Source organism: Streptacidiphilus sp. EB103A, from assembly GCF_041261405.1.
GTDB lineage: Bacteria > Actinomycetota > Actinomycetes > Streptomycetales > Streptomycetaceae > Streptacidiphilus.
Window position 1 is genome coordinate 223,226 of the sequence record NZ_JBGCAQ010000010.1, and the last position, 23,493, is coordinate 246,718.

Genomic DNA, 23,493 nt, shown 5'->3' on the forward strand with positions numbered 1-23,493 from the left:
TCGTACTGCCGAGCGGCCGTCACACGTCCAGGAAGCGGACGTCCTTGGCGTTGCGCTGGATGAAGGAGCGGCGGGCCTCGACGTCCTCGCCCATCAGGATGGAGAACAGATCGTCGGCACGGGCCGCGTCCTCCAGGGTGACCTGTCCGAGCAGCCGGTGGTCGCGGTCCATGGTGGTGATCCGGAGCTCCTCGGCGTTCATCTCGCCGAGGCCCTTGAAGCGCTGGATCGCGTCGTCCTTGGGCAGCTTGCGGCCGGCCGCGCGCCCGGCGGCGATGACCGCGTCGCGCTCGGGGTCGGAGTAGACGTACTGGAAGTCGTCCTTGCCCCACTTGATCTTGTACAGCGGCGGCCGGGCCAGGAAGACGTAGCCGCCCTCGATCAGCGGCCGCATGAACCGGAACAGCAGGGTGAGCAGCAGGGTGTTGATGTGGTGGCCGTCGACGTCGGCGTCGGCCATCAGCACGATCTTGTGATACCGCAGCTTGGAGACGTCGAAGTCGTCGTGGACACCGGTGCCGAAGGCCGAGATCAGCGCCTGGACCTCGGCGTTCTGCAGGACCTTGTCGATCCTGGCCTTCTCCACGTTGAGGATCTTGCCGCGGATCGGCAGGATCGCCTGCACCCGCGGGTCGCGGCCCTGCTTCGCGGAGCCGCCGGCCGAGTCGCCCTCGACGATGAAGATCTCGCACTCGGACGGGTCCTTGGACTGGCAGTCCGAGAGCTTGCCGGGCAGCGAGGCGGTCTCCAGCAGGCCCTTGCGACGGGTCAGGTCGCGCACCTTGCGGGCCGCGACGCGGGCGGTCGCAGCGGTGATGGACTTGCGGATGATGTCCGCGGCCTCCACCGGGTTGCGGTCCAGCCAGTCGTTGAGGTGCTCGTGGACCACCTTCTGGACGAAGGTCTTGGCCTCGGTGTTGCCCAGCTTGGTCTTGGTCTGGCCCTCGAACTGCGGCTCGCCCAGCTTGACGCTGATGATCGCGGTCAGGCCCTCGCGGATGTCCTCGCCGGTGAGGTTCTCGTCCTTCTCCCGGAGCAGCTTCTTGTCGCGCGCGTAGCGGTTGATCAGACCGGTCAGCGCGGCGCGGAAGCCCTCCTCGTGGGTGCCGCCCTCATGCGTGTGGATGGTGTTGGCGAAGGAGTACACACCCTCGCTGTACGCCGTGTTCCACTGCATCGCGACCTCCGCCGAGATCGTGCGGCCCTTGTCCTCGGCCTCGAAGCTGATCACGGTGGGGTGGATCACGTCTCCCTTGCGGGAGTTGAGGTACGTGACGAAGTCGGAGATGCCGCCCTCGTAGTGGTACGTCACCGTGAAGGGCTTGCCGTCGTCGTCGACGTGGTCGGGGCGCTCGTCGGTCAGCCCGATGGTGAGGCCCTTGTTGAGGAAGGCCATCTCCTGGAAGCGCCGCGACAGGGTGTCGAAGGAGTACTCGGTGGTCTCGAAGATGTCGCCGTCGGCCCAGAAGGTGACCGTGGTGCCGGTCTCGTCGGTCTCCTCGTGCCGCTCCAGCTCGGCCGTGGGGGCGCCGAGCTTGTAGTCCTGCGTCCAGCGGTAGCCGTCGGTTCGGATCTCCACGGCGAGACGCTGCGACAGCGCGTTCACCACGGACACGCCGACGCCGTGCAGACCGCCGGAGACGGAGTAGCCGCCACCGCCGAACTTGCCGCCCGCGTGCAGCACGGTCAGCACCACCTCGACGGCGGGCTTTCCCTGCCCGGGGACGATGCCCACCGGGATGCCGCGGCCGTTGTCGCTGACCCGGACCGCGCCGTCGGAGAGGATGGTCACCCCGATGGTGTCGGCGTGCCCGGCGAGGGCCTCGTCCACCGCGTTGTCCACGACCTCGTAGACCAGGTGGTGCAGGCCGCGCTCGCCGGTGGAGCCGATGTACATGCCGGGGCGCTTGCGGACCGCGTCCAGACCCTCCAGCACGGTGATCGCGTTGGCGTCGTAGGACGAGTTGTTCTCCGAGAGCGAGCCCGAGGAGGGCGCGAGGGCTTCCAACACCTCCGCGACCTCTTCGGTCACGGGCGCTGCGGCAGCGGCGGCCTCGGCGGACAGGTTTTCGGGGGTCTGGCTGGGGTCGCCGGAATCGGCCACGAAGCGCCCTTTCTGGCACAGCTCGGACCGTCTCCGTACCCCGTGGGTGGGACCGGAGCGGCCTCGGCACTCGACTCAGTCACTGCTAGGTCACTGCTACGTCACCGCAAGCGGCGGTTTCTTTGTCCAGTGTACCGGTGCGACTGACACTCATGGGCCTTTGGCGGCCTCTGGCTTCCCCCGTGCCGCACGAAATCCGGGCGGATTGTCTCCTCCACACGCCCGGGGGGCGAGATGGGCTCACATGGGCACTCAGCCGGTCCAGTCGGTGACCCGCCGCTCACCCCCAGGTGTCACCCGGACCCTTGCTCCCCGGGGCCCTCAGCCGACCGTAGGAACGCGTGGGCCCCGCAGGCCCCTGCACCTTGATCAGTTTCACCGTGCCGTGGCCCAGCTCCTCGTTCAGCTTGCGCACCAACTGGGGTGCCAGCAACCGGATCTGAGTCGCCCAGGCAGTGGAACTGCAGCGCACCGACAGCACCCGGTCGTCCTCGGAGTAGTGCTCCGGCTCGCAGTGCGCCGCCAGATCCCGCCCGACGATCTGCGGCCAGCGGCCCATCACCCCGCCCACCGCCGCCGGGGCCTCCCAGCCGCGCTCGGCCACCAGCCGGCTGATCGCGGCGCCCAGCGGCTGGGGGTCGCGCCCGTCCGCGCGCGCGCCGGAGCGCAGCCCGGTCCGCCGGGCCTCCTTCTTCTGCCGCACATTGTCGCCGCGCAGCCGCGCCTGCTCCTTGGCGTTGCGCAGCGCCACCCGGGCCAGGTCCACGCCGGACAGCTGCGGCTCGCCCGCCCCACTGCCTTCTTCGGTCGAATCGCTCACAGCAGACTCACTCTCCCCAGCTTGGGGAAGCAAGCCTACGAGGCATCACCGACATCAGCGGACACCAACGGGTATCAGCGGACACCAGTCGGCATCAGGAGATCCGCTCGACCTCACCGTTCGCGACCGAGTACCGGCTCCCCGCCAGCGCCTCCGGCACGTCCTCCGGCACCGCGGCGGTGACCAGCACCTGCTCGCCGTTGGCCACCAGCTCCGCCAGCCGCTCCCGGCGCCGGGTGTCCAGCTCGGCGAAGACGTCGTCCAGGATCAGCACAGGCTCGCCGCCGTCGGCCCGGAGCAGCTCGTACGAGGCCAGCCGCAGCGCCAGCGCGTACGACCAGGACTCGCCGTGGCTGGCGTAGCCCTTGGCGGGCAGCTCGCCCAGCTGCAGCCCCAGCTCGTCGCGGTGCGGGCCGACCAGGGTCACCCCGCGCTCCAGCTCCTGCTTGCGAGCCACTCCCAGCGCCCCCAGCATCGCCGCGTACAGGGGGTCGCGGCCCCCGCCCAGCGGCACGCCCTCCCCCATCGAGCTGCGGTACTCCAGACGGGTCGGACCACCGCCCGGCGCCAGCTCCTCATAGGCGCTGCGGACCAGCGGCTGCAGCGCGGTGACCAGGTCGAGCCGCTGCGCCAGCAGCTCCGCGCCGGCCCTGGCCAGATGCTCGTCCCAGACGTCCAGGGTCGACAGCTGCGCCTTGGCGCCCGCTCTGCGCGCCATCGCGGCGCTCTTCAGCAGCGCGTTGCGCTGCTTCAGCACCCGCTCGTAGTCCTGGCGCACGCCCGCGAGCCGGGGTGCGCGGGCCACCAGCAGCTCGTCCAGAAAGCGCCTGCGCTCCCCCGGATCGCCCTTCACCAGGCTCAGGTCCTCCGGGGCGAACAGCACGGTCCGCAGCAGGCCGAGGACGTCACGGGGGCGCACGTTGTCGGAGCGGTTGATCCTGGCCCGGTTCGCCCGGCCCGGGTTCAGCTCCAGCTCGACCAGGGTCGGCCGCTGCTCGCGCACCACACTGGCGCGGATCACCGCCCGCTCGGCGCCCAGGCGCACCAGCGGGGCGTCACCGGCGACCCGGTGGCTGGCCAGGGTGGCGACATAGCCGACCGCCTCGACCAGATTGGTCTTGCCCTGGCCGTTGGGCCCGGTGAACGCGGTGACGCCCGGATCGAGCGGAACCTCGACCCGGGCGTAGGAGCGGAAGTCGGCCAACGACAGATGCGCGACGTGCATGCTCTGGACTCGTCAGCCTTCTTCTCGTCAATTCTGCTGTTTACAGGGGGTGTTACTTGCTCTCGACCGCGTGGCCGCCGAACTGGTTGCGCAGTGCGGCGATCATCTTCATCTGCGGGGAGTCGTCCTGCCGCGAGGCGAAGCGGGCGAACAGGCTCGCGGTGATCGCCGGCAGCGGCACGGCGTTGTCGATCGCGGCCTCCACGGTCCAGCGGCCCTCGCCGGAGTCGGCGGCGTAGCCCTTGAGCTTGTCCAGGTGCTCGTCGCTGTCCAGGGCGTTGACGGCCAGGTCCAGCAGCCAGGAGCGGATGACCGTGCCCTCCTGCCAGGACCGGAAGACCTCGCGGACGTCGGTGACGCTGTCCACGGCCTCCAGCAGCTCCCAGCCCTCGGCGTAGGCCTGCATCATGGCGTACTCGATGCCGTTGTGGACCATCTTGGCGAAGTGCCCGGCGCCGATCTTGCCGGCGTGGACGGATCCGAAGTCGCCCTCGGGCTTGAGCGCGTCGAAGATCGGCTGGACCCGGGCGATGTCCTCGTCCTTGCCGCCGTACATCAGGGCGTAGCCGTTCTGCAGGCCCCAGACGCCGCCGGAGACGCCGCAGTCGACGAAGCCGATGCCCTTGGCGGCCAGTTCGGCTCCGTGCTTCTCGTCGTCGGTCCAGCGGGAGTTGCCGCCGTCGACGACGATGTCGCCGGGCTCCAGCAGCTCGCCCAGCTGGTCCACGGTGTCCTGGGTCGGGCCGCCGGCCGGGACCATCACCCATACGACGCGCGGCGCGGGCAGGGCCGCGACCAGGTCCTTGAGGCTGGAGACGTCGGCAAGGTCGGGGTTGCGGTCGTATCCGACCACGGTGTGGCCCGCGCGGCGGATGCGCTCGCGCATGTTTCCGCCCATCTTGCCGAGACCGATGAGTCCGAGCTCCATCGCGAAGTCCTTCGTTTCGAGGTGACTGCACAGCGCGCGGCGCCCTTGCCGCCAGACGTGAGCCTACGCCCGATGCCCTGAGGGCACCGGGCGCAGGGACCCATCCGCGTGAGCTGCCACCTGCCCGCGGGGGTACGGGGGTCGTCCCCCGGGAGGCTGGAGTCAGCCGGACAACCGCACCGGCATGATGAGGTACTTGTACGCCTCGTCGGCCTCGGCGTCCGGCGCGTGCTTTCCGCTGAGCAGCGCGGGCTTGGTCGAGGTGGTGAAGCTCAACTGGGCGACGGCGGCGTCGATGGCCGCCAGGCCGTCCAGCAGGTAGGCCGGGTTGAAGGCGATCGAGATGTCGTCGCCCTCGAGGTCGGCGTCGACCCGCTCGGTGGCCTGGGCGTCGTCGCCGGAGCCGGCCTCCAGGGTGAGCACGCCCTGCTCGAAGCTCAGGCGCACCGGGGTGTTCCGCTCGGCGACCAGCGAGACGCGCTTGACGGCCTCCACGAACGCCGGAGTGGCCACGGTCGCCACCGAGTTGAACTCGGTCGGGAACAGCGCCCGGAACTTGGGGAACTCGCCCTCCAGCAGCCGGGTGGTGGTGCGGCGCCCGGCGCCCTCGAAGCCGATCAGCCCCTCACCCTTGCCGCTGCCCGCCAGGGCGATGCTGACGACGTCGCCGGCGCTGAGGGACTTGGCGGTGTCCAGGAGCGTCTTGGCGGGCACCAGGGCGACCGCGGAGAGGCCCTCCTGCTCGGGCTTCCACATGAGGTCGCGGACGGCGAAGCGGTAGCGGTCGGTGGCGGCCAGGGTGACCCGATCCCCCTCGATCTCCACCCGGACGCCGGTCAGCACCGGCAGGGTGTCGTCGCGCCCGGCGGCGGTGGCCACCTGGGCGACCGCGGCGGCGAATGCCTCGCCGGGGACGGTGCCGGAGACGGTGGGCATCTGCGGCAGCGCGGGGTACTCGTCCACAGGAAGCGTGGGGAGTGTGAATCGCGAGCTGCCGCAGACCACGATGACACGCACACCGTCGGTGGAGATCTCCACAGGCCTGTTGGGAAGCGAACGCGAGATGTCGGCCAGCAGCCGACCGGAGACCAGGACGGTGCCCGGCTCCTCGACGTCCGCCTCGGTCTCGACCCGCGCCGAGACCTCGTAGTCGAAACCGGACAGGCTCAGCTTGCCCTCGTCGGCCGCCAGCAGCAGCCCGGCGAGCACAGGCACCGGAGGCCGTGCCGGGAGGCTGCGCGCGGCCCAGGCCACGGCCTCCGCGAGGACGTCACGCTCGACCCGGAACTTCACCGGTAACCGCCTCCTGTGTGCTGCTTGTTCATCGCGTCTTCGTCATGTCTGCGGGTGGGTCTCGGTTTGAGCCCGTCCCCAGGGTGGGGACCATCCCTGTGGGTGCGGAGTCCGGTGCGAGTGGCCCCGGCCGCTCCCTGTTGCTGAAGACAGTCTGACGCACTCCACCGACAGGCGAGGCAGATGGGGGGAAGACGGCTCGAACCCGTGTCGGGTCGCCGTCATCCACAGATCCAGCGCCCACCTGCTTTTCGATCATCCCCGAGCTCTATACGTGGGGTAGTAGTAGTAGGGGTTGTGGAAACCGTGGATAACCCCATTCCACCCAGCTCAGACCCGCTTTTCTGTCCACATTGGACCTGTGGGGAACCGGTGGAAAAACTACCCGGGCTGTGGACGCAGCACCCTTCCCCCACAGGGCAGTTGAGTTGTCCCCAGGTTTTCCCCAGCTGCGTCCCCAGGATTGTGCCCGGTTCTCCCCAGCCCCTCTGACAACATCGTGTGTCGTCTTTCACTCGGAGAAGTGAAATGTGGATTGATGTTGCCGAACTGTGGACATTGCTGTGGAGAACCCGGCGAAATCTGGGGACAACCGGCCTGGTCCTGGGGACGGCGGGTGGATAACCCTGGCGCCGTGTTGACGGCCCTTCAGTTGTCCACACCCTGTGGACGACATCTTCCCACAAGCCCACAGGCAGGTGAGCTGCGCGGACAGCTCCATGATGGCCCAGCCTGTGGAGGGATTCTGGATAACTCCGCTCTCCCCAGGGTGTGGACGGGGAAAACCCGGCCCTCCTGTGGACCGGGGCTGGTCGGACTGTTCCTGTTCGAATCAGAGGCACTCCCGTACGGGCCGCCGGAGACGGCAGAAGGGCCCCGGAGGCGTCCTCCGGGGCCCTTCTGCGGTGGTTCTACGGCGGCGGTTCTACGGCGCCGGCGCCGCGGTGTCAGCTCTTGATGCGGTTGGTGAGCTCGGTGACCTGGTTGTAGATGGAGCGCCGCTCGGCCATCATCGTGCGGATCTTCCGGTCGGCGTGCATCACCGTGGTGTGGTCCCGGCCGCCGAACTGCGCCCCGATCTTGGGCAGGGACAGATCGGTGAGCTCCCGGCACAGGTACATGGCGATCTGCCGGGCGGTGACCAGGACCCTGCTCCGCGAGGAGCCGCACAGGTCGTCCACGCTCAGACCGAAGTAGGCGGCGGTCTGCTGCATGATGACCTGCGCGGTGATCTCCGGGCCGGCCTCCTCGCCGCCCGGGACCAGGTCCTTGAGCACGATCTCGGCCAACTGCAGGTCCACCGGCGCCCGGTTGAGGCTGGCGAAGGCCGTCACCCGGATCAGCGCGCCCTCCAACTCCCGGATGTTGCGCGAGATCCGGGAGGCGATGAACTCCAACACCTCGGGCGGGGCGTTCAGTTGCTCCTGGAGCGCCTTCTTGCGGAGGATCGCGATCCGGGTCTCCAGCTCGGGCGGCTGGACGTCCGTGGTCAGTCCCCACTCGAAGCGGTTGCGGAGCCGGTCCTCCAGGGTGACCAGCTGCTTGGGCGGCCGGTCGGAGGAGATCACGATCTGCTTGTTGGCGTTGTGCAGGGTGTTGAAGGTGTGGAAGAACTCCTCCTGGGTCGACTCCTTGCTCTGCAGGAACTGGATGTCGTCGACCAGCAGGATGTCCATGTCGCGGTAGCGCTGCCGGAACCCGTCGCCCTTGTCGTCCCGGATCGAGTTGATGAACTCGTTGGTGAACTCCTCCGAGCTCACGTAGCGCACCCGGGTCCCCGGGTAGAGGCTCCGGGCGTAGTGCCCGATGGCGTGCAGCAGATGGGTCTTGCCCAGGCCGGACTCGCCGTAGATGAAGAGCGGGTTGTACGCCTTCGCGGGGGCCTCGGCGACGGCGACGGCGGCCGCGTGGGCGAAGCGGTTGCTGGAGCCGATGACGAACGTCTCGAACAGGTACTTGGGGTTCAGCCGCGCGGCCGGCTCGTCCTTGCGCGGGAGCGCGGGCGCGCCGCTGGAACCGCCGCCGGGACGGTTCCTGGGGTGCTCCGGCGGGGTCGGCTCGGTGCGCAGCGAGGGGAGGTGATCGCCGCCGTCCTCGCGGGACTGCTCGATCTGGTGGCGGGGGTCGCCCTGCCGGGAGTCGTTCTGACGGGGATCGGCGTGCCGGGGGTCGCCGTGGCGGGGGGATCCGTGCCGCGGGTCGCGCTCGTCCCGGCCGTCCCGCCCGCTCTGGGGCTCGTTCGAGTGGCCGGCCAGGGGCGGGAAGGGCTCCTCCGTGGCGCGGTGCTGCCCCCAGGGGCGTTGCTGCGGCGGCTGCTGAGCGGCCGGGGGCCACTCGTCCTCGGGGTCGTGCGGTGCCCGGCCGGGGAACGCGCCCTGGTAGCCGCCGCCGGGTCCGCCGGCCGGGACGCCGTAGTAGTGGCCGCGCTCCTGGTAGGGGGGAACGGGGCGATCGCCGCGGCGGTCGTAGCCGTAGTCGGGGCTGAAGTCGCGCTGCTGGGGATAGGGGTACTCGTCCGGCTGCGGGAGCTGCTGCTCGGACTCGCGAGGCGGCGGGGGCTGCGGCGCCGGGGCGAGCGGGGCGGCGTTGGCGTCGACGATCACGGCGATCCGCATCGGGCGGCCGTACTCCCGGCTCAGCTGCTCGGTGATCGCCGGCAGGAGCCTGCCCTCAAGCACCCCCTTGGCGTAGTCGTTGGGAGTGGCCAGCAGCGCGGTGTCCTGCATCAGGCCCATCGGCTGGGTGCTCCGCAGCCACTGGGCGTCCATGGTCTTGACGTCCTGGTCGTTGCCCAGTCGCTCGACGACCCGCGCCCACACGGTCGCAAGGTCGCTGCTGTTATCAGCCACTGGTGCACGCTTTCTCGTTCCACCGGGGCAGGTGGTGGGGGCCAGGTGGGGAGGACGGGCGGGAGGAGTTTGCCAACGGTAGTCAGCCGGGGGCCCGCATTCAAGTTCTTGTCCACAGGCTGTGTACAGCAGTGTCGCAGACCGGGAGGGGGCGACTGGGCAGGCCAGGTCCGGCGCGGTCTCCGGAACAGGCTGGTTTGACCCGTGGACCGGCTTCCGCGTACCGTAACGAGGTCGAGTTGTCGATGGCCGCTGCCGCATGCCCGCGGAAAATCCGCACACCACGGCGCGCAGCTACGGGCGTCGTGGATCACCGTACATAACGGTTATGGGGATCGCGCGGACGCACGGTGACGGCTAACGACGCCCCGCGACCCTTCGATTCATCCTGGAGTCCCCCCGTGAGCAAGCGCACTTTCCAGCCGAACAACCGTCGTCGTGCGAAGACCCATGGCTTCCGCCTGCGGATGCGCACCCGTGCCGGCCGTGCGATCCTCGCGGCTCGCCGCGAAAAGGGTCGCGCTCGCCTGTCCGCCTGATCTATCAGGTCATGTCGTGCTGCCTTCCGAACATCGGTTGAGGCGGCGCCAGGACTTCGCGACCGCGGTGCGGCGGGGCCGTCGCGCCGGACGACCGCTCCTGGTCGTGCATCTCAGCGAGAGCGGGGATGTCGCGACCGGGGCGCCGTACGGCGAGAGCGACCCCGTGGCCACCACGGACTTGTCGTCAACGGACCCGCACAGCGCCGGGGAGAGCCACTCTCCGGCGCGTGCGGGTTTTGTCGTCAGCAAGGCCGTGGGACCGGCTGTGGTCCGCAACCGTGTGAAGCGTCGCCTGCGTCACCTGATGGCCACGCGTATCGCCGGGCTGCCCGCAGGTAGCCTGATAGTGGTACGCGCGCTGCCCCCTGCCGGGACGGCGGAATTCGCGGACCTGGAACGTGACCTGGATTCCGCACTGCGGAAGCTGTCCACCCCCCGGGGTGGGCGCTCCCGTGGGACCGGTACCGCACCTCCTGATGCATCCTCGCCGATGGGAGCAGGGCAGTGACGTACCTGCTGGTGGCGGCTGTCTGCCTGGCCGGACTTCTGGCGGGCCGATACCTGCTGCTGGGCCTGATCAGGCTCTACCAGTGGACGATCAGCCCGCTGCTGGGGCCGGTCTGCCGCTACCACCCCTCGTGCTCGCGCTACGGGTTCGAGGCGATCAGGGTCCACGGCGCCGTCAAGGGCACGGCCCTGACCGCCTGGCGCATCCTGCGGTGCAATCCGTGGAGTGCGGGCGGCGTCGACTACGTTCCTGCCCGCAAGCACCCCGTCTGGTACCGGCGGATGCTCAACGTTCTGTCCCGGGACATCCCCGTCTCCCCTAAGACCGACGACTTGGGACCCCACACCTCTAGCCGGGCCGATGTGCCGGCTCCCTCGACCAACGCCCAAGGAGCATGACCGTGGGGTTTCTCGACCCGATCCTAGGCCCGCTGTACACAGCCGTCTCGTGGATCATCGTCCAGTTCCACTCGCTGTACAGCCAGGTCTTCACGCCTACCGGCGGCTGGGCCTGGGGTCTGGCGATCGTCTCGCTGGTGATCCTCGTCCGCGCCTGCATGATCCCGCTGACGATCAAGCAGACCAAGTCGATGCGGGCGATGCAGGCGCTGCAGCCCCGTCTGAAGGTCATCCAGGACCGCTACAAGGGTGACCGGCAGAAGCTCGCCGAAGAGCAGATGAAGCTCTACAAGGAGGCGGGCGCCAACCCGGCCTCCAGCTGCCTTCCGCTGCTGATCCAGTCGCCGTTCTTCATGTCGCTGTACGGCGTGCTCAGCAATGTCGCGCACAACAAGCCCGTCGGCGTCATCAAGGGCAACCTGCTGGCCAGCGCCCAGCTGGCGCACATCTTCGGCGCACCGCTGTCGGCCTCGTTCGTGCACTCCACGCTCACCAGCGTCAAGGTCGTCACCGCGATCATGATTCTGACGATGTGCTTCACGCAGTTCCTGACCACGCGCCAGCTCATGACGAAGAACGTCGACCTCACGGTCAAGACGCCGTACATGCAGCAGCAGAAGATGATGATGTACGTCTTCCCGGTCATCTACATCTTCTTCGGCATCAACATGCCGGTCGGCGTGCTGATCTACATGGTCACCTCCAACATGTGGACCCTGGGTCAGCAGCTGGTGATCATCCGGCAGAACCCGACGCCGGGCTCGGTGGCCTTCAAGCAGCGCCAGGATCGGCTGAAGGCCGCGGGCAAGCTGAACGCCGACGGCACCCCGGTCAAGGCCGGGCTGGCCTCGCTGGTGAAGGGCGGCAGTGCCCCGGTCGAGGAGGTTCCCGAGGACACCGCCCCGGTGCGCCGGCAGCAGCCGAAGCGGCAGACCAAGGCGCAGCGCCAGAGCGGCGCCGCGGGCGCCGCTGGGACGGCTCCGGTCGATGCCGTGGTCGAGGCGGCCGAGGCTGAGACAACCGCGAACAGCACGGCGAAGAACGGCACCCCGAAGGCGACCACGCCCAGCAAGCAGACGCCCAGCAAGCAGACGCCCAGCCAGGCCCGCGGGCGGGCCAAGACCGGCGGCGGTGGCGGCGCTGCCGCCGGGCGCACCAACCAGCCGGGCAAGCGCAACCCCCAGCCGGCCGGTCGGCCGAAGAAGAAGTCCTAGGCACGTCCTGGCGACGACTTCCGCACTGATTTCCCCTGTCAGCATCAAAGAACCCAAAAGGAGTCCACCCGTGACGGAAGGAACCGTGGCACCCGTCCCCAGCGACGAGTCGAAGAGTGCCGCGACGGCCACCGACGTGCTCGGCCACCTGGAGCAGGAGGGTGAGATCGCCGCGGACTACCTGGAGGCCCTTCTCGACATCGCGGACCTCGACGGTGACATCGACATGGATGTGGAGGGCGACCGTGCCTCCGTGTCGATCATCGGCGAGGGGCCCGGAGCCGACCGCTCGCTGCTGCGTCTGGTCGGCCAGGACGGCGAGGTGTTGGAGGCTCTGCAGGAGCTGACCCGGCTTGCCGTGCACCGGGAGACCGGGGAGCGCAGCAGGCTGATGCTGGACATCGCCGGGTTCCGGGCGCGCAAGCGAGCCGAGCTGGCCGAGCTCGGTGCTCAGGCGGCCAAGGAGGCCAAGGAGAGCGGTGAGCCGGTGAAGCTGCGGGCGATGACGCCGTTCGAGCGCAAGGTCGTCCATGACGCCGTCGCGGCCGCCGGGCTGCGGAGCGAGTCCGAGGGCGAGGAGCCGCAGCGTCGCGTCGTGGTGCTGCCGGCGTAGTCGGGCTGTTCCACACTGGGACAGGGTGATGTGAACGAGTGACGGCCCCGTCTGCGATGTGCAGACGGGGCCGTGCTGCCGCGGTGAGGGAGAGGTTCGGCAATGTCGGAGGCGGACGGGCGTTTGGTGGCCGAGGAGTTCTCGAGGGAACTCCCGGAAGCCCCTGCGGCGGCGCGGGCGGTGTTCGGGGACCGCTTCGGGCTGGCGGTGCGCTACGCCGAGTTGCTGGCGGACGCGGGGGTGCGGCGTGGGCTCATCGGTCCGCGTGAGGTGCCGCGACTGTGGGAGCGGCATGTGCTGAACTGCGCCGTGCTGGGCGAGCTGCTGCCGCAGGACGCCTCACTGTGCGACGTGGGCTCGGGAGCCGGGCTGCCGGGTATTCCGGTCGCGCTGGCGCGCCCGGACGTTCGGATCACTTTGCTGGAGCCGCTGCTGCGGCGGACCACCTTCCTGGAGGAGGTGGTGAAGGAGCTCGGTCTGGAGAATGTGACGGTGCTGCGGGGGCGGGCCGAGGAGATGGTCGGCAAGCTGGCGGTGGATGTGGTGACCGCGCGCGCGGTCGCTCCGCTGGACCGGCTGGCGGGATGGGGACTGCCGCTGCTGCGCCCCTTCGGGGAGATGCTGGCGCTCAAGGGTGATTCGGCTGCCCAGGAATTGGTGGACCACAAGGGCGCCCTGGTGAAGCTGGGGGCCACCGAGTGGTCGGTGGACGTGGCCGGCGAGGGCGTGGTGGAGACCCCTACCCATGTGGTGCGCGTCAAGGTCGGGGAGAGCCCCGGCGGCGTCCGGGCGGCGACCCGTCGGGCCAGGGCGGCCCGCAAGGGCGGTCGCGCCCCGGGGCAGTCGGCGGGCGGTGCGAGCCGCGGAAGTTCCAAGCGCCGCCGCTAGAATTCGTTCCCAGTGACCTGAAGGGCCCCTGTTTCACGTGAAACAGGGGCCCTTTCTCTTTCCGGAGTGTCGTTCCGTCATATATCACCTATAACGGGCATCGTGTTTCACGTGAAACGTCGCTCTCTGCTTCCCGGGATCCTGAGCCGCAGTCGTGGAGCCGCTCAGTTCAGTCGTCGTTTGGGTGAAGATCGGCTATCAGTGGGCCCAGAAGGGCCACAACCGTCCCCGCATGTCACTGGGCTGCGCGATGATTTCATCGACAGCCGTGACGGAGAGGGGGGCGATCCCTTGCCCAGCGAGACTCACACCGTAGAGGGGCCACTGCCAGGGCCGCGGGTCCGGAGTGGACAGATGGGGACCGCTGTTTCACGTGAAACAGCGACGCATGAAACACTGGCGCCCATGCATCCCATGCAGGAGTCGGAAGCACCGCCGCTGATTGACGACACACCCATCGGACGGGCCGCCCAGGCCGCCGTCGATGCGATGGGACGGGTCGGGGAGGCGCTGCCGCGCCCCGCGGCCACTCGAGTGATGGTGGTCGCCAACCAGAAGGGCGGAGTGGGGAAGACCACCACGACCGTCAATCTAGCGGCCTCTCTGGCCATGCACGGAGCCAGAGTTCTGGTGATCGACCTGGACCCGCAGGGGAACGCCTCCACGGCTCTCGGCATCGACCATCATGCCGACGTCCCTTCGATCTATGACGTCCTGGTCGAGGGCAAGCCGCTCGCCGATGTCGTACAGCCGGTGGTGGATGTGGAGGGCCTCTTCTGCTGCCCGGCTACCATCGACCTGGCCGGCGCGGAGATCGAACTGGTCTCACTGGTGGCCAGGGAGAGCCGGCTGCAGCGCGCCATCGAGGCATATGAACAGCCGCTGGATTATGTGCTGATCGACTGCCCACCGTCGCTGGGCCTGCTGACGGTCAATGCGATGGTGGCCGGCCGCGAGGTGCTCATCCCGATCCAGTGCGAGTACTACGCACTGGAGGGGCTGGGGCAGCTGCTGCGCAATGTGGACTTGGTACGCGCGCACCTCAATCCTCATCTCCATGTGTCCACGATCCTGCTCACCATGTACGACGCCCGCACCCGACTGGCCTCGCAGGTCGCGGACGAGGTCCGCAGCCACTTCGCGGACGAGGTGCTGAGGACCAGCATTCCCCGCTCGGTGCGCGTCTCGGAGGCGCCGAGCTATGGGCAGACTGTTCTCACCTATGACCCCGGGTCGACGGGGGCGCTCTCCTATCTGGAGGCGGCGAAGGAGATCGCGCTGCGCGGGGCCGAGAAGGACCAGCGGGCCGCGGACGAGCGCTTCGCCGCATCGCCGGGGAACCCGGGTGTCTATCAGCAGCAGCCCCGCCGTATGGCGGAGCAGGACAGTGCGGGGCAGGACACTGCGGGACAGGACAGTACAGGACAGCACGCCGCAGGACAGCACGGCACGATGGAGGGGCAGCGGTGAGTGAGCGTCGTAGAGGTCTGGGTCGTGGTCTCGGGGCACTGATCCCGGCGGCCACCGGTCCGGAGAGCAGGCCGGCCCCCGCCGCGATCGGGGGTACCCGGTCTCCGGGCGAGGTTCCCTCGCTGAACGGGGGGACGGAATCCGGCTCGGGTGGTGGGGGGGTCGGCACCCTGGAACGCACCGTCGAGAGCGCTGTTTCACGTGAAACGGCGGTGACGGCCCCTGAGCTTCAGGCGGTGGAGGGGGCGTACTTCGCCGAGATCCCCCTGGATGCGATCACCCCGAACCCGCGCCAGCCGCGCGAAGTCTTCGACGAGGACGCCCTCAAGGAACTGGTCCACTCGATCCAGGAGGTGGGCCTGCTGCAGCCGGTGGTGGTCCGGCAGATGTCTCCGGACCGCTATGAGCTGATCATGGGCGAGCGCCGCTGGCGCGCCTCGCGCAAGGCCGGATTGGAGACCATTCCGGCGATCGTCAGGGCCACCGAGGACGACAAGCTCCTCCTTGACGCTCTGTTGGAGAACCTGCACCGCTCGCAGCTCAACCCGCTGGAAGAGGCGGCGGCCTATGACCAGTTGCTGCGTGACTTCTCCTGCAGCCATGAGGAGCTGGCCGACCGGATCGGACGTTCGCGTCCGCAGGTCTCCAATACGCTGCGTCTGCTCAAGCTCTCGCCCCGGGTTCAGCGCAGGGTCGCAGCGGGTGTGCTGTCCGCGGGCCATGCCCGGGCTCTGCTGGCTCTGGACGACGCCACCGAGCAGGACAAGCTGGCGCATCGCATCAACGCCGAGGGACTCTCGGTGCGTGCGGTGGAGGAGATCGTCAAGCTGATGTCGGAGGAGCGGAACCCCGAGCGTCGTCCGCGGGGCCCTCGGGCCGGAAAGCTGGTGTCCCCCGCCCTCGCCAGTCTGGCGAGTCGGCTCTCCGATCGCTTCGACACCCGGGTGAAGGTCGAGCTGGGCCAGAAGCGCGGAAAGATCGTGGTGGAGTTCGCCTCGGTGGAGGACCTGGACCGCATCCTCGGCTCCTTCGCTCCCGGCGAGGGCCAGCTGCTGAAGCAGGGGATGGACAGCGAGACCGCGGAGCCCGGCGCCTGATTCGGCTGGCACAGCTGCGGAAGGGCCCTTGTTTCACGTGAAACAAGGGCCCTTCTGGTTGCCCGGACCGATGACTACGATGGCGCCGAAGGCTCTCGGCAGCGCTGTCGAGCCCATGGAGGGGCCATGCATGAGCACAGACGAGCGGTGTTCCTGACGGCGGAACTGGTGGCCGGCGTACTCGGCGGCTTTGTCTCCGGGATGATCCTGGACCGGTCCCGACATGGTGCTGCCGGCCCCAATCCCACGCAGCGTGTGGCGGACCTATCGTGGAACCAGGATGCAGTGCGGCTGACGGCCGCCGAGCCCGAAGGTGTGGTGCATGGGACGCAGGCTGGTACCGCTGACTCTCGACTCTCTCGCTGAAGTTCCGCTCAGCTGTCGCTCCTGCGTGTTCTGGGAGCTGGACCCGGTGAACGGGGAAGCCGCGATCAAGGCGGGGCAGGCGGAGTTGGAGAAGGAGTCCTGGATCTCTGCGGTGCTGCTGGAGTGGGGCTCCTGCGGCCGGATCGCCTACGTCGACGACGCACCGGTGGGCTTTGTGCTCTATGCGCCGGCTGCCTATGTCCCCCGGTCGCTGGCCTTTCCCACCAGTCCGCTCTCCCCAGACGCGGTGCAGTTGATCACGGCTCGGATCCTGCCGGACTATCAGGGGCAGGGCATCGGACGCACCCTGGTACAGGCGGTCGCCAAGGATCTGGTGCGGCGCGGCTTCAAGGCGATCGAGGCCTTCGGTGATGCCAGGTGGTCAGGGCCGGGCTGTGTGCTGCCGGCGGACCACCTGCTGGCTGTCGGCTTCAAGACGGTGCGGCCGCATCCGCGCTATCCGCGGCTGCGTCTGGAGCTCCGCTCGGCCATCTCCTGGAAGGGGGAGATGGAGGTGGCCCTGGAGCGGCTGCTCGGCGCCGTCCAGAAGGAGCCCTCACTGCGCCCGCTCTGATGTACCCCGGCGCCCGCGTGAACTGTGTTTCACGTGAAACGGGCGGTGGCTGCGCGACGGCTCAGTTGCTGCGGAGATCGGCGGGCAGGTGCAGGACGCCGGTGGGGGCGTCCTCCTCCGGGGGGAGATAGAGGCGCTGCACGGCCACTGCGATGGCCTCCACGGCCTGCGCGCGCACCTGGGGGGAGACCAGGCGCATGGCGTCCTCGGGATTGGTCAGATAGCCCAGCTCCAGGCGTACCGCGGTCATCCGGGTGGACCGCAGCAGGGTCCAGGTTCGGGCATGGCTGCGGTTGTCGCCGAGGCCGCAGCGGGCGACCAGCTCGCGCTGGAGCAGACCGGCGAACTGCTTGCCGGTGTGAGACCAGCGGCCCCGGCTCTCGTCCCCGTAGTAGTAGCTGGAGGCGCCGGCTGCCTGAGGGTTGTGGTGCCCGTCGAGGTGGAGCGAGAGCATCAGATTGGCATCGGTGGCATTGGCGAACTGGGCGCGCTGGGCCTCGTCCCCGCCTTGCTCCGCATTGCGGGTGAGGTAGGTGCGGACCCCCAGGGCGGTGAGCCTGCCCTCCAGCCGGGTGGCGATGTCCCAGACGATGGCCGCCTCGGTGTGGCCGTGCGCGGTGACCCCAGGGTCGTCGCCGCCGTGGCCGGGATCAATGACGATCACCTTGCCCGGCAGGGCCGCGCCGGAGCGCAGCAGCATCTCGGTCTCCCGCATCACATGAGGTGCGCCGCCGACCACGGTGCGGGCCAGCCGGGCCAGGACGGTGTAGGTGGCGGGGCCCAGGGTGCCGTCAGGATAGATGCCCATATTGCGCTGGAACTCGCTGAGGGCCTGCGCGGTGGTGGCTCCGAAGATTCCGTCGATCCGACCCGGGGTGAAGCCCATGTCGAGCAGCCGCTGCTGGAGCTGGGCGACGTCGTCACCGACCTGGAGGTTGCCGACGACATGGGTGAGGACGCGATCGCCGAGCTGCCAGCGGGCCTCGTTGAGATGCCGATAGGTCTCCGGTCCGACGATGCCGTCGGCGGTGAGTCCGCGCTGCTGCTGGAAGTAGCGCACGGCGGCGTCGACCAGGGTGTCGAAGAGTGAGCTCGCGGAAGGCGGCGAGCTGCCCACGGTGCTGTCCACGGCGGGCAGGAGTCCCAACAGGCCGAGCTTGAACCGGATCTCTGCCACTACCGGTCCGGTGTCACCGAGCTGCCATCGGTAGGCGTGCGTTGGTTGCTGCTGGGTCATGACGTGAGGGTCCCCTCCTCATCGGCTGCCATGATCGTACGCGCCGTTCCGGGTAGTTCGATGCCTTCGGGGCCGACCCCTCGGGGCCCTCGCAAAACCCCCACCGTTTCACGTGAAACATGCGAACGCCGGGACTGCCACGGTGTGGTGGCGGTCCCGGCGTCGGCGTCTGTGGACCTAGGCGAGGAACTCGGCGAGGTCGCGGACCAGAGCGCTCTTGGGCTTGGCGCCGACGATGGTCTTCACGACCTCGCCGCCCTGGTAGACGTTCATAGTGGGGATGGAGAGAACGCCGTAGGTCGCGGGGACATTGGGGTTGGCGTCGATGTCGAGCTTGGCGATGGTGATCTTGTCCGCGTATTCGGCGGCGATCTCCTCGAGCGCGGGGGCGACCTGGCGGCACGGGCCGCACCAGGTGGCCCAGAAGTCGACGAGCACGGGCTTGTCGCTCTTGAGTACCTCGGTCTCGAAGGTGTCGTCGGTCACGGTGATGGTGGCGCCGGCCACGGGGGCTCCTTGGGGGTGCTGGGGTGATGACTGGGTTGGCTCAGTGGTGATTCAGAGGTGGCTCAGACCGCGACTGCGGCGTGGCTCTCGGCGTGCGCGAGGGCGGCCAGGTAGCGCTCGGCGTCCAGGGCGGCGGCACAGCCGGTCCCGGCCGCGGTGATCGCCTGACGGTAGGTGTGGTCGACGACGTCACCGGCGCCGAAGACACCCTCCAGGTTGGTGCGCGTGGAGGGCGCCTGGACCCGCAGGTAGCCCTCGTCGTCCAGCTCCAGCTGGCCCTTGAAGAGCTCGGTGCGCGGGTCGTGGCCGACGGCGATGAACAGTCCGGTGACGGGCAGCTCACGCAGCTCCCCGGTGACGGTGTCGCGGAGCGTGAGTCCGCTCAGCTTGACATCGCCCTGGATCTCGGCAACCTCGCTGTTCCAGGCGAAGCTGATCTTCGGGTCGGCGAAGGCGCGCTCCTGCATGGTCTTGCTGGCGCGGAGCTCGCTGCGGCGGTGCACCACGGTGACCGACTTGGCGAAGCGCGACAGGAAGGTCGCCTCCTCCATGGCCGTGTCCCCGCCGCCGACCACGACGATGTCCTGGTCGCGGAAGAAGAACCCGTCGCAGGTGGCACACCAGGAGACGCCGCGGCCGGACAGCTGGTCCTCGCGGGGCAGTCCGAGCTTGCGGTGCTGGGAACCGGTGGTGACGATGACGGCCTTGGCCCGGTGCACCGTGCCCTCGGAGTCGGTGACGGTCTTGATGTCACCGCTGAGGTCCACCGCGATGATGTCGTCCGGGATCAGCTCGGCGCCGAAGCGCTCGGCCTGACCGCGCATGTTGTCCATCAGCTCCGGGCCCATGATGCCGTCCTGGAAACCGGGGAAGTTCTCCACCTCGGTGGTGTTCATCAGCGCGCCGCCGGCGGAGACCGCACCCTCGAAAACCAGAGGCTTCAGCGAGGCACGTGCCGTGTAGAGCGCGGCCGTGTAGCCGGCCGGGCCGGAGCCGATGATGATCACGTTACGGACGTCGCTCACTGAACATCTCCTGAATCGCTTCGCAAGCCTGGGGCTGACGCGTGGGCGGGTCGCTGCCCACCCCGCTCAACGGTTACCCAGTGTCTCGCATTCCCGGAGGGTTCAGTCGCGCGGCACGGTGCGCTGGAGCAGGACCTGGCCGGGCTGGGCGGGCGTAGCGGTGGCGGCAGTGGCGCAGGAGGAGGCGACCAGATAGACGTCCACGGTGTGAGCCGGGTCTTTGGTGTCGCCGTAGAAGAGGGCGAAGACGGGGATGCCCTGGTAAGTGCCCTGGGCGGAAGCCAGCAACTGTTCGGTGCCGCGGTGTGCCGCCAGAGTGACGCAGTCGGGCACGGCGACGCTCGTCAGGGCCGGGGACTCCTGCGTCTCGGTGGTCCCAGCGGCGGCTTTGGGAGAGTTTGCGGGCAGCAACTGCCGTGCCTGCTCGGCCAGCGTGGCTTCGGTGAAGACCAGGCCTGTCCTGGCGCCGCCCTCGACCTGCCCTGCAGCGTCACGGGGGGCCGAGGCCGCGGTAGAAGTGCCGCTGGAGCTGCTCTGCGGGTGGAGCTGGAGCACTGAGGCGGTGACGACTCCGACGACGGCGAGGGCCGCCAGGCCGAGGGCCGCGCGGCGCAGTCCTCGTGCCGACGGGCGCCGGCGTTTGCGTCCCGGCCCGCGGCTGGCGCCGGAGGGCCCGGACGGGCCGTGTGCGGCGCTGGGGGAGGTCTCGGTGCCACGGGAGCCGCCGAGGGGCCGCGGGGGCGCTGCGACCGTCTCAGGGGCCGCGGCGGGCTCGGTCGAGCTGAGCAGGGCTTCGGCGGCGAGCGCCGCGTCGATGCGAATCGCGATGTCTTCGGGGAGCTGGACCGGCTCGGCCTCTCCGAGCAGCGACCGGATCTCCTCGATGGCCGCGTGCGTGTCCAGGCATTCGGGACAGCCTGCGAGGTGCTCGCTCAGTTCGGCCGCTGCCTCGGCCGGGAGCAGGTCCTCCAGGTAGTCGGAGATGGCCTCGACCGGGGGGTGGCCGGAGGAGGAGTCGAGACCGAAGGGCGGGGTGGCCTGGCTCATGTCGGCTGCTCACCTCCTGCCTCGGGTCGTTGCTTGGCCAGTAGTGGGACGGTCGGTCCCTGGTTCGGGTTCCCTTCCCGTCTGGGTGGTGCGGTACCCGCCCCGCCAGGGGCGTGCGGAAGCACTGATCCGCCCGTCCCCTTCGGATCCTCTGTTTCACGTGAAACATCAGGCGATGCGTCCGGGGCGTGGCTGCGCCGGAGGTGGGCGATCTGGGGGAGCAGCCGGGCCCGGCCGCGGGCGCAGCGGCTCTTCACTGTGCCGACGGGGACGTCGAGGATCAGTGCGGCCTCGGCGACCGGGTAGCCCTGGACGTCGACCAGGACCAGCGCCGCACGCTGCTCCGCCGGGAGCGAGGCGAGTGCGGTGCCCAGCTCGCGGCGCAGCTCTCCGCGCTCCGCCGAGATGTCGGCGCCTTCGCCGTGGCCCAGGAGGTCGTCGGGCGTGGACTGCTCGTCGAGCGGTCGGGTGGGCCGGCTGGCGTTGCGGCGGACCCGGTCCAGGCAGGCGTTGACCACGATCCGGTGCAGCCAGGTGGTCACCGCCGAGCGACCCTGGAAGGTGTGCGCGGACCGGAAGGCGGAGACGAGGGCGTCCTGGAGGGCGTCGGCGGCTTCCTCGCGGTCGCCCAGGGTGCGCAGCGCCACCGCCCAGAGCCGGTCGCGATGGCGCCGGACCAGCTCGCCGAACGCGTCGTGGTCTCCCGCGACATGGCGCGCCAGCAGTTCGGCATCGCTGTCTTCCTGCGGCGTACCGGCCACGTGTGTGCTTCCCCCCTCGGAGATCGGGCACCAGAGTGTCACCCAGGACCGGCTCTGTCAGCCGGAGCGGTGTCATCCGACGATCTGGATCTCCGAGATTCCCCCGCGGTACGCGGCGGAGTTGCTGGGCTCCGGCGGGAGGCTGGTGATGTGGATGAGGATGTAACGGGTGCGGACCGGCGTGGCGAGCAGGGCGCTGTCGAAGGTGGTGCCCACCGTCTTCAGGTTGGCGATCCGCTGGGTGTAGGCGGAGCTGGCGGAGGTGGGCGCGCTGGTGGCGTCGGCGGGCGCCGCCAGGACCTCCAGGGTCTGTCCGGCCACGGGCAGGGTGAGTCTGACCCCGGAGACGCTCTGGGCGCTGCCGAGGTCGACGATGATGCCGCTGCCGTCGGCGCGGCTGCTGAGGTTCCCGAAGTTCGGGTAGTTCTGGTACTCCGAGGTGGTCCAGGCGGTGCTCGCCTTGCCGTCTATGGCCAGCGGTACCTGATCGGCCTGTATCGGCGCGCCGAGCGGGGAGAACTCGGCCGCTCCGGTGATCTTCAGCAGGTGCTGCGCCGCCGAGCTCGACGAGGTCTGGGGCTTCGCGGAGGTGGCGCCGCCGACGCCGGCGTTCACCGGGAGCTGGCTGTTGCCGGTGCCGGGCTTGTCCATCAGGGCCTGGGCGGTCGCCCAGCTGCCTAGGCCGACGGCGGCCAGCAGAACCAGGGAGATGCCCCACTTGAGCGCCTTCCCGGTACGTCCGGGCAGGGCGGGCGGAGGCGTGGGCGGCAGTGGTGCGGTGGGGCGTCGCGGCGGGAGGGGCACCGTGGTGCCCTGGTCCCGGCGGGGGTAGACGGTGGCCGGGTACTCGGGCAGCACCAGCGGTTCGGGCTCGGGCTGCTTGATCCTGGGGAGCTGGGCGATCGCCTTGGCGAGCTCCTGAGGGGACGTCAGCGGCTCCAGGTGGCGCACCGGGTGCTCGCACAGGACCCGGGAGCACAGGTCGGACAGACCCCGGTGGATACCGGCCTTGACCTGCTCGGGCGGCACTACGCCGACTGTCCTGGGGATGCCCTGCAGGCCGTGCCGGTCCTCCGGGTAGGGCCAGCGATGGGTGAGCGAGGCGAAGAGGAGCGTGCCGATGGCCCGGGTGTCGTCGAGTTCGGCCGACGCGCGGTCCTCGGGTACCAGTCCGTGCAGCGCGGCGTCCATGGCCAGGCCGTTGATCCGGTACTGGCCGCTGTCGCTGCGCAGCACGCAGGAGGGCGTGAGCCGCAGGTGCGACATTCCCCTGCGGTGTGCGGCCGCGATGGCGTCGGTGACCTGACGGACCATCTGGTAGGTCTCGTACGCCTCCAGCGGTCCCTCGGCGAGCATGGTGCCGAGGTCGGTGGCGTCCGGGAGCCATTCGCGGATGATGTAGACCAGCTCGCCCTCCTCGACGGCGTCGAGGACCTGGACGAATCGCGGGTCGCCGAGGAGCGCCGCCTGCCGGGCGGCGGCGACGGCGTCCTTGGAGCGCTGGTGGCCCGAGGCGAGCAGATGGATGCCGACGGCGCGGCGCAGCTTCTCGTCGACGGCGCGCCAGCTGGTGAAGACGCCGGCCTGGGTCAGGCACTCCTCCAGCCGGTACCGGTCGGCGATGCGGTCGCCGCTGTGGCGCACCGGGGCGGGCAGCAGCGGAGCCGTCTCGACGGTCGCGGCGGGCTCGATGGTCTCAGTGGGCTCGGCGGCCCCGGCGGGCTCAGCTGAGGATTCGCTGTCCTCCGGGGTTTCCGGGGCTGTCGGGGCTTCCGGGGCCAGTGCGACCGTGGCGTCGTCGCCCGGGGTGTCGGGGACAGTTGTGTCCTCGACACCCTCCTGGTCATCTCCCGCCTGCTGCTCCCCGGATGAGCCGTCGTCAGCGCTGATGTCGCCGACGATCTCCTCCGCGGTGAGTTCGGCTGTCAACTCCGCGGTGGGCTCGGCGGGACAGGCGTCCGCGCTGCTCTCCGCGATCGTCTCGACCGGAGCCTTGCTGCGATCCGCCACCTTCGTCCTGCCTCCCC

General features: G+C 69.6%; 21 protein-coding genes. 9 read left to right on the plus strand and 12 right to left on the minus strand.

Going from position 1 to position 23,493, the window contains the following annotated elements; all coding sequences use genetic code 11:
• Positions 1-19: 19 nt before the first annotated feature.
• The 6 genes from gyrB to dnaA form a co-directional block, all read right to left on the minus strand.
• Positions 20-2,104, minus strand: coding sequence for a DNA topoisomerase (ATP-hydrolyzing) subunit B (gyrB, locus tag ABH941_RS18605; RefSeq protein ID WP_370130472.1), 2,085 nt, complete (start codon positions 2,102-2,104; stop codon positions 20-22).
• A 280-nt stretch (positions 2,105-2,384) separates the two neighbouring features.
• Positions 2,385-2,924: a DUF721 domain-containing protein gene (locus ABH941_RS18610; RefSeq protein WP_134002602.1), complete on the minus strand. Its 540-nt coding sequence runs from the start codon at positions 2,922-2,924 to the stop codon at positions 2,385-2,387.
• 94 nt (positions 2,925-3,018) lie between these two features.
• Complete coding sequence (gene recF / locus ABH941_RS18615; RefSeq protein ID WP_370130473.1) at positions 3,019-4,149, minus strand: DNA replication/repair protein RecF; 1,131 nt, start codon at positions 4,147-4,149, stop codon at positions 3,019-3,021.
• A gap of 52 nt (positions 4,150-4,201) precedes the next feature.
• Positions 4,202-5,077, minus strand: a complete 876-nt coding sequence (gnd, locus tag ABH941_RS18620) for a phosphogluconate dehydrogenase (NAD(+)-dependent, decarboxylating) (protein WP_134002606.1) — start codon at positions 5,075-5,077, stop codon at positions 4,202-4,204.
• Between the two features lie 162 nt (positions 5,078-5,239).
• Positions 5,240-6,370, minus strand: coding sequence for a DNA polymerase III subunit beta (gene dnaN, locus ABH941_RS18625; RefSeq protein WP_134002608.1), 1,131 nt, complete (start codon positions 6,368-6,370; stop codon positions 5,240-5,242).
• Between the two features lie 947 nt (positions 6,371-7,317).
• Positions 7,318-9,219 carry a chromosomal replication initiator protein DnaA gene (gene dnaA / locus ABH941_RS18630; protein ID WP_370130474.1) on the minus strand — a complete coding sequence of 634 codons (1,902 nt, stop codon included), beginning with the start codon at positions 9,217-9,219 and terminating at the stop codon, positions 7,318-7,320.
• 401 nt (positions 9,220-9,620) lie between these two features.
• Between dnaA and rpmH the strand changes: the two genes are divergently transcribed.
• From rpmH to ABH941_RS18675, 9 genes are all read left to right on the plus strand, one after another.
• Positions 9,621-9,758, plus strand: coding sequence for a 50S ribosomal protein L34 (rpmH, locus tag ABH941_RS18635; RefSeq protein ID WP_034089364.1), 138 nt, complete (start codon positions 9,621-9,623; stop codon positions 9,756-9,758).
• Between the two features lie 16 nt (positions 9,759-9,774).
• Positions 9,775-10,269, plus strand: a complete 495-nt coding sequence (gene rnpA / locus ABH941_RS18640) for a ribonuclease P protein component (protein WP_370130475.1) — start codon at positions 9,775-9,777, stop codon at positions 10,267-10,269.
• A gap of 38 nt (positions 10,270-10,307) precedes the next feature.
• A complete protein-coding gene (gene yidD / locus ABH941_RS18645; protein WP_370130557.1) occupies positions 10,308-10,667 on the plus strand; it encodes a membrane protein insertion efficiency factor YidD in 360 nt (119 codons plus the stop codon).
• A complete protein-coding gene (yidC, locus tag ABH941_RS18650; RefSeq protein WP_370130477.1) occupies positions 10,664-11,881 on the plus strand; it encodes a membrane protein insertase YidC in 1,218 nt (405 codons plus the stop codon). Before yidD ends, yidC begins: the two co-directional genes overlap by 4 nt.
• A 70-nt stretch (positions 11,882-11,951) precedes the next feature.
• The gene (locus ABH941_RS18655) at positions 11,952-12,494 is read left to right on the plus strand and encodes a protein jag (RefSeq protein ID WP_370130478.1); all 543 of its coding nucleotides are present in this window, start codon (positions 11,952-11,954) and stop codon (positions 12,492-12,494) included.
• 102 nt (positions 12,495-12,596) lie between these two features.
• Positions 12,597-13,382: a 16S rRNA (guanine(527)-N(7))-methyltransferase RsmG gene (gene rsmG, locus ABH941_RS18660; RefSeq protein WP_370130480.1), complete on the plus strand. Its 786-nt coding sequence runs from the start codon at positions 12,597-12,599 to the stop codon at positions 13,380-13,382.
• Between the two features lie 441 nt (positions 13,383-13,823).
• Positions 13,824-14,852, plus strand: a complete 1,029-nt coding sequence (locus tag ABH941_RS18665) for a ParA family protein (RefSeq protein WP_370130558.1) — start codon at positions 13,824-13,826, stop codon at positions 14,850-14,852.
• On the plus strand, positions 14,849-15,949 hold the full coding sequence (locus ABH941_RS18670) for a ParB/RepB/Spo0J family partition protein (protein ID WP_370130481.1): 1,101 nt from the start codon (positions 14,849-14,851) through the stop codon (positions 15,947-15,949). The genes ABH941_RS18665 and ABH941_RS18670 overlap by 4 nt, the downstream gene beginning before the upstream one ends.
• A gap of 322 nt (positions 15,950-16,271) precedes the next feature.
• On the plus strand, positions 16,272-16,889 hold the full coding sequence (locus ABH941_RS18675; RefSeq protein WP_134002622.1) for a GNAT family N-acetyltransferase: 618 nt from the start codon (positions 16,272-16,274) through the stop codon (positions 16,887-16,889).
• A gap of 61 nt (positions 16,890-16,950) precedes the next feature.
• Here the strand turns inward: ABH941_RS18675 and ABH941_RS18680 are convergent, their stop codons facing one another.
• The 6 genes from ABH941_RS18680 to ABH941_RS18705 all read right to left on the minus strand — a co-directional run bounded on the left by ABH941_RS18680 (position 16,951) and on the right by ABH941_RS18705 (position 23,476).
• Positions 16,951-18,126 (minus strand): N-acetylmuramoyl-L-alanine amidase, encoded by a 1,176-nt coding sequence (locus ABH941_RS18680; RefSeq protein WP_370130482.1) that lies wholly within the window; start codon positions 18,124-18,126, stop codon positions 16,951-16,953.
• A gap of 177 nt (positions 18,127-18,303) precedes the next feature.
• Complete coding sequence (gene trxA / locus ABH941_RS18685) at positions 18,304-18,633, minus strand: thioredoxin (RefSeq protein WP_042408273.1); 330 nt, start codon at positions 18,631-18,633, stop codon at positions 18,304-18,306.
• Positions 18,634-18,695: 62 nt separating this feature from the next.
• Positions 18,696-19,658, minus strand: a complete 963-nt coding sequence (trxB, locus tag ABH941_RS18690) for a thioredoxin-disulfide reductase (protein WP_370130483.1) — start codon at positions 19,656-19,658, stop codon at positions 18,696-18,698.
• Positions 19,659-19,760: 102 nt separating this feature from the next.
• Positions 19,761-20,705 carry a zf-HC2 domain-containing protein gene (locus ABH941_RS18695; protein ID WP_370130484.1) on the minus strand — a complete coding sequence of 315 codons (945 nt, stop codon included), beginning with the start codon at positions 20,703-20,705 and terminating at the stop codon, positions 19,761-19,763.
• Positions 20,702-21,466, minus strand: a complete 765-nt coding sequence (gene sigM, locus ABH941_RS18700) for an RNA polymerase sigma factor SigM (RefSeq protein WP_370130485.1) — start codon at positions 21,464-21,466, stop codon at positions 20,702-20,704. Before sigM ends, ABH941_RS18695 begins: the two co-directional genes overlap by 4 nt.
• Before the next feature lie 72 nt (positions 21,467-21,538).
• A complete protein-coding gene (locus ABH941_RS18705; protein ID WP_370130487.1) occupies positions 21,539-23,476 on the minus strand; it encodes a serine/threonine protein kinase in 1,938 nt (645 codons plus the stop codon).
• Positions 23,477-23,493 lie beyond the last annotated feature (17 nt).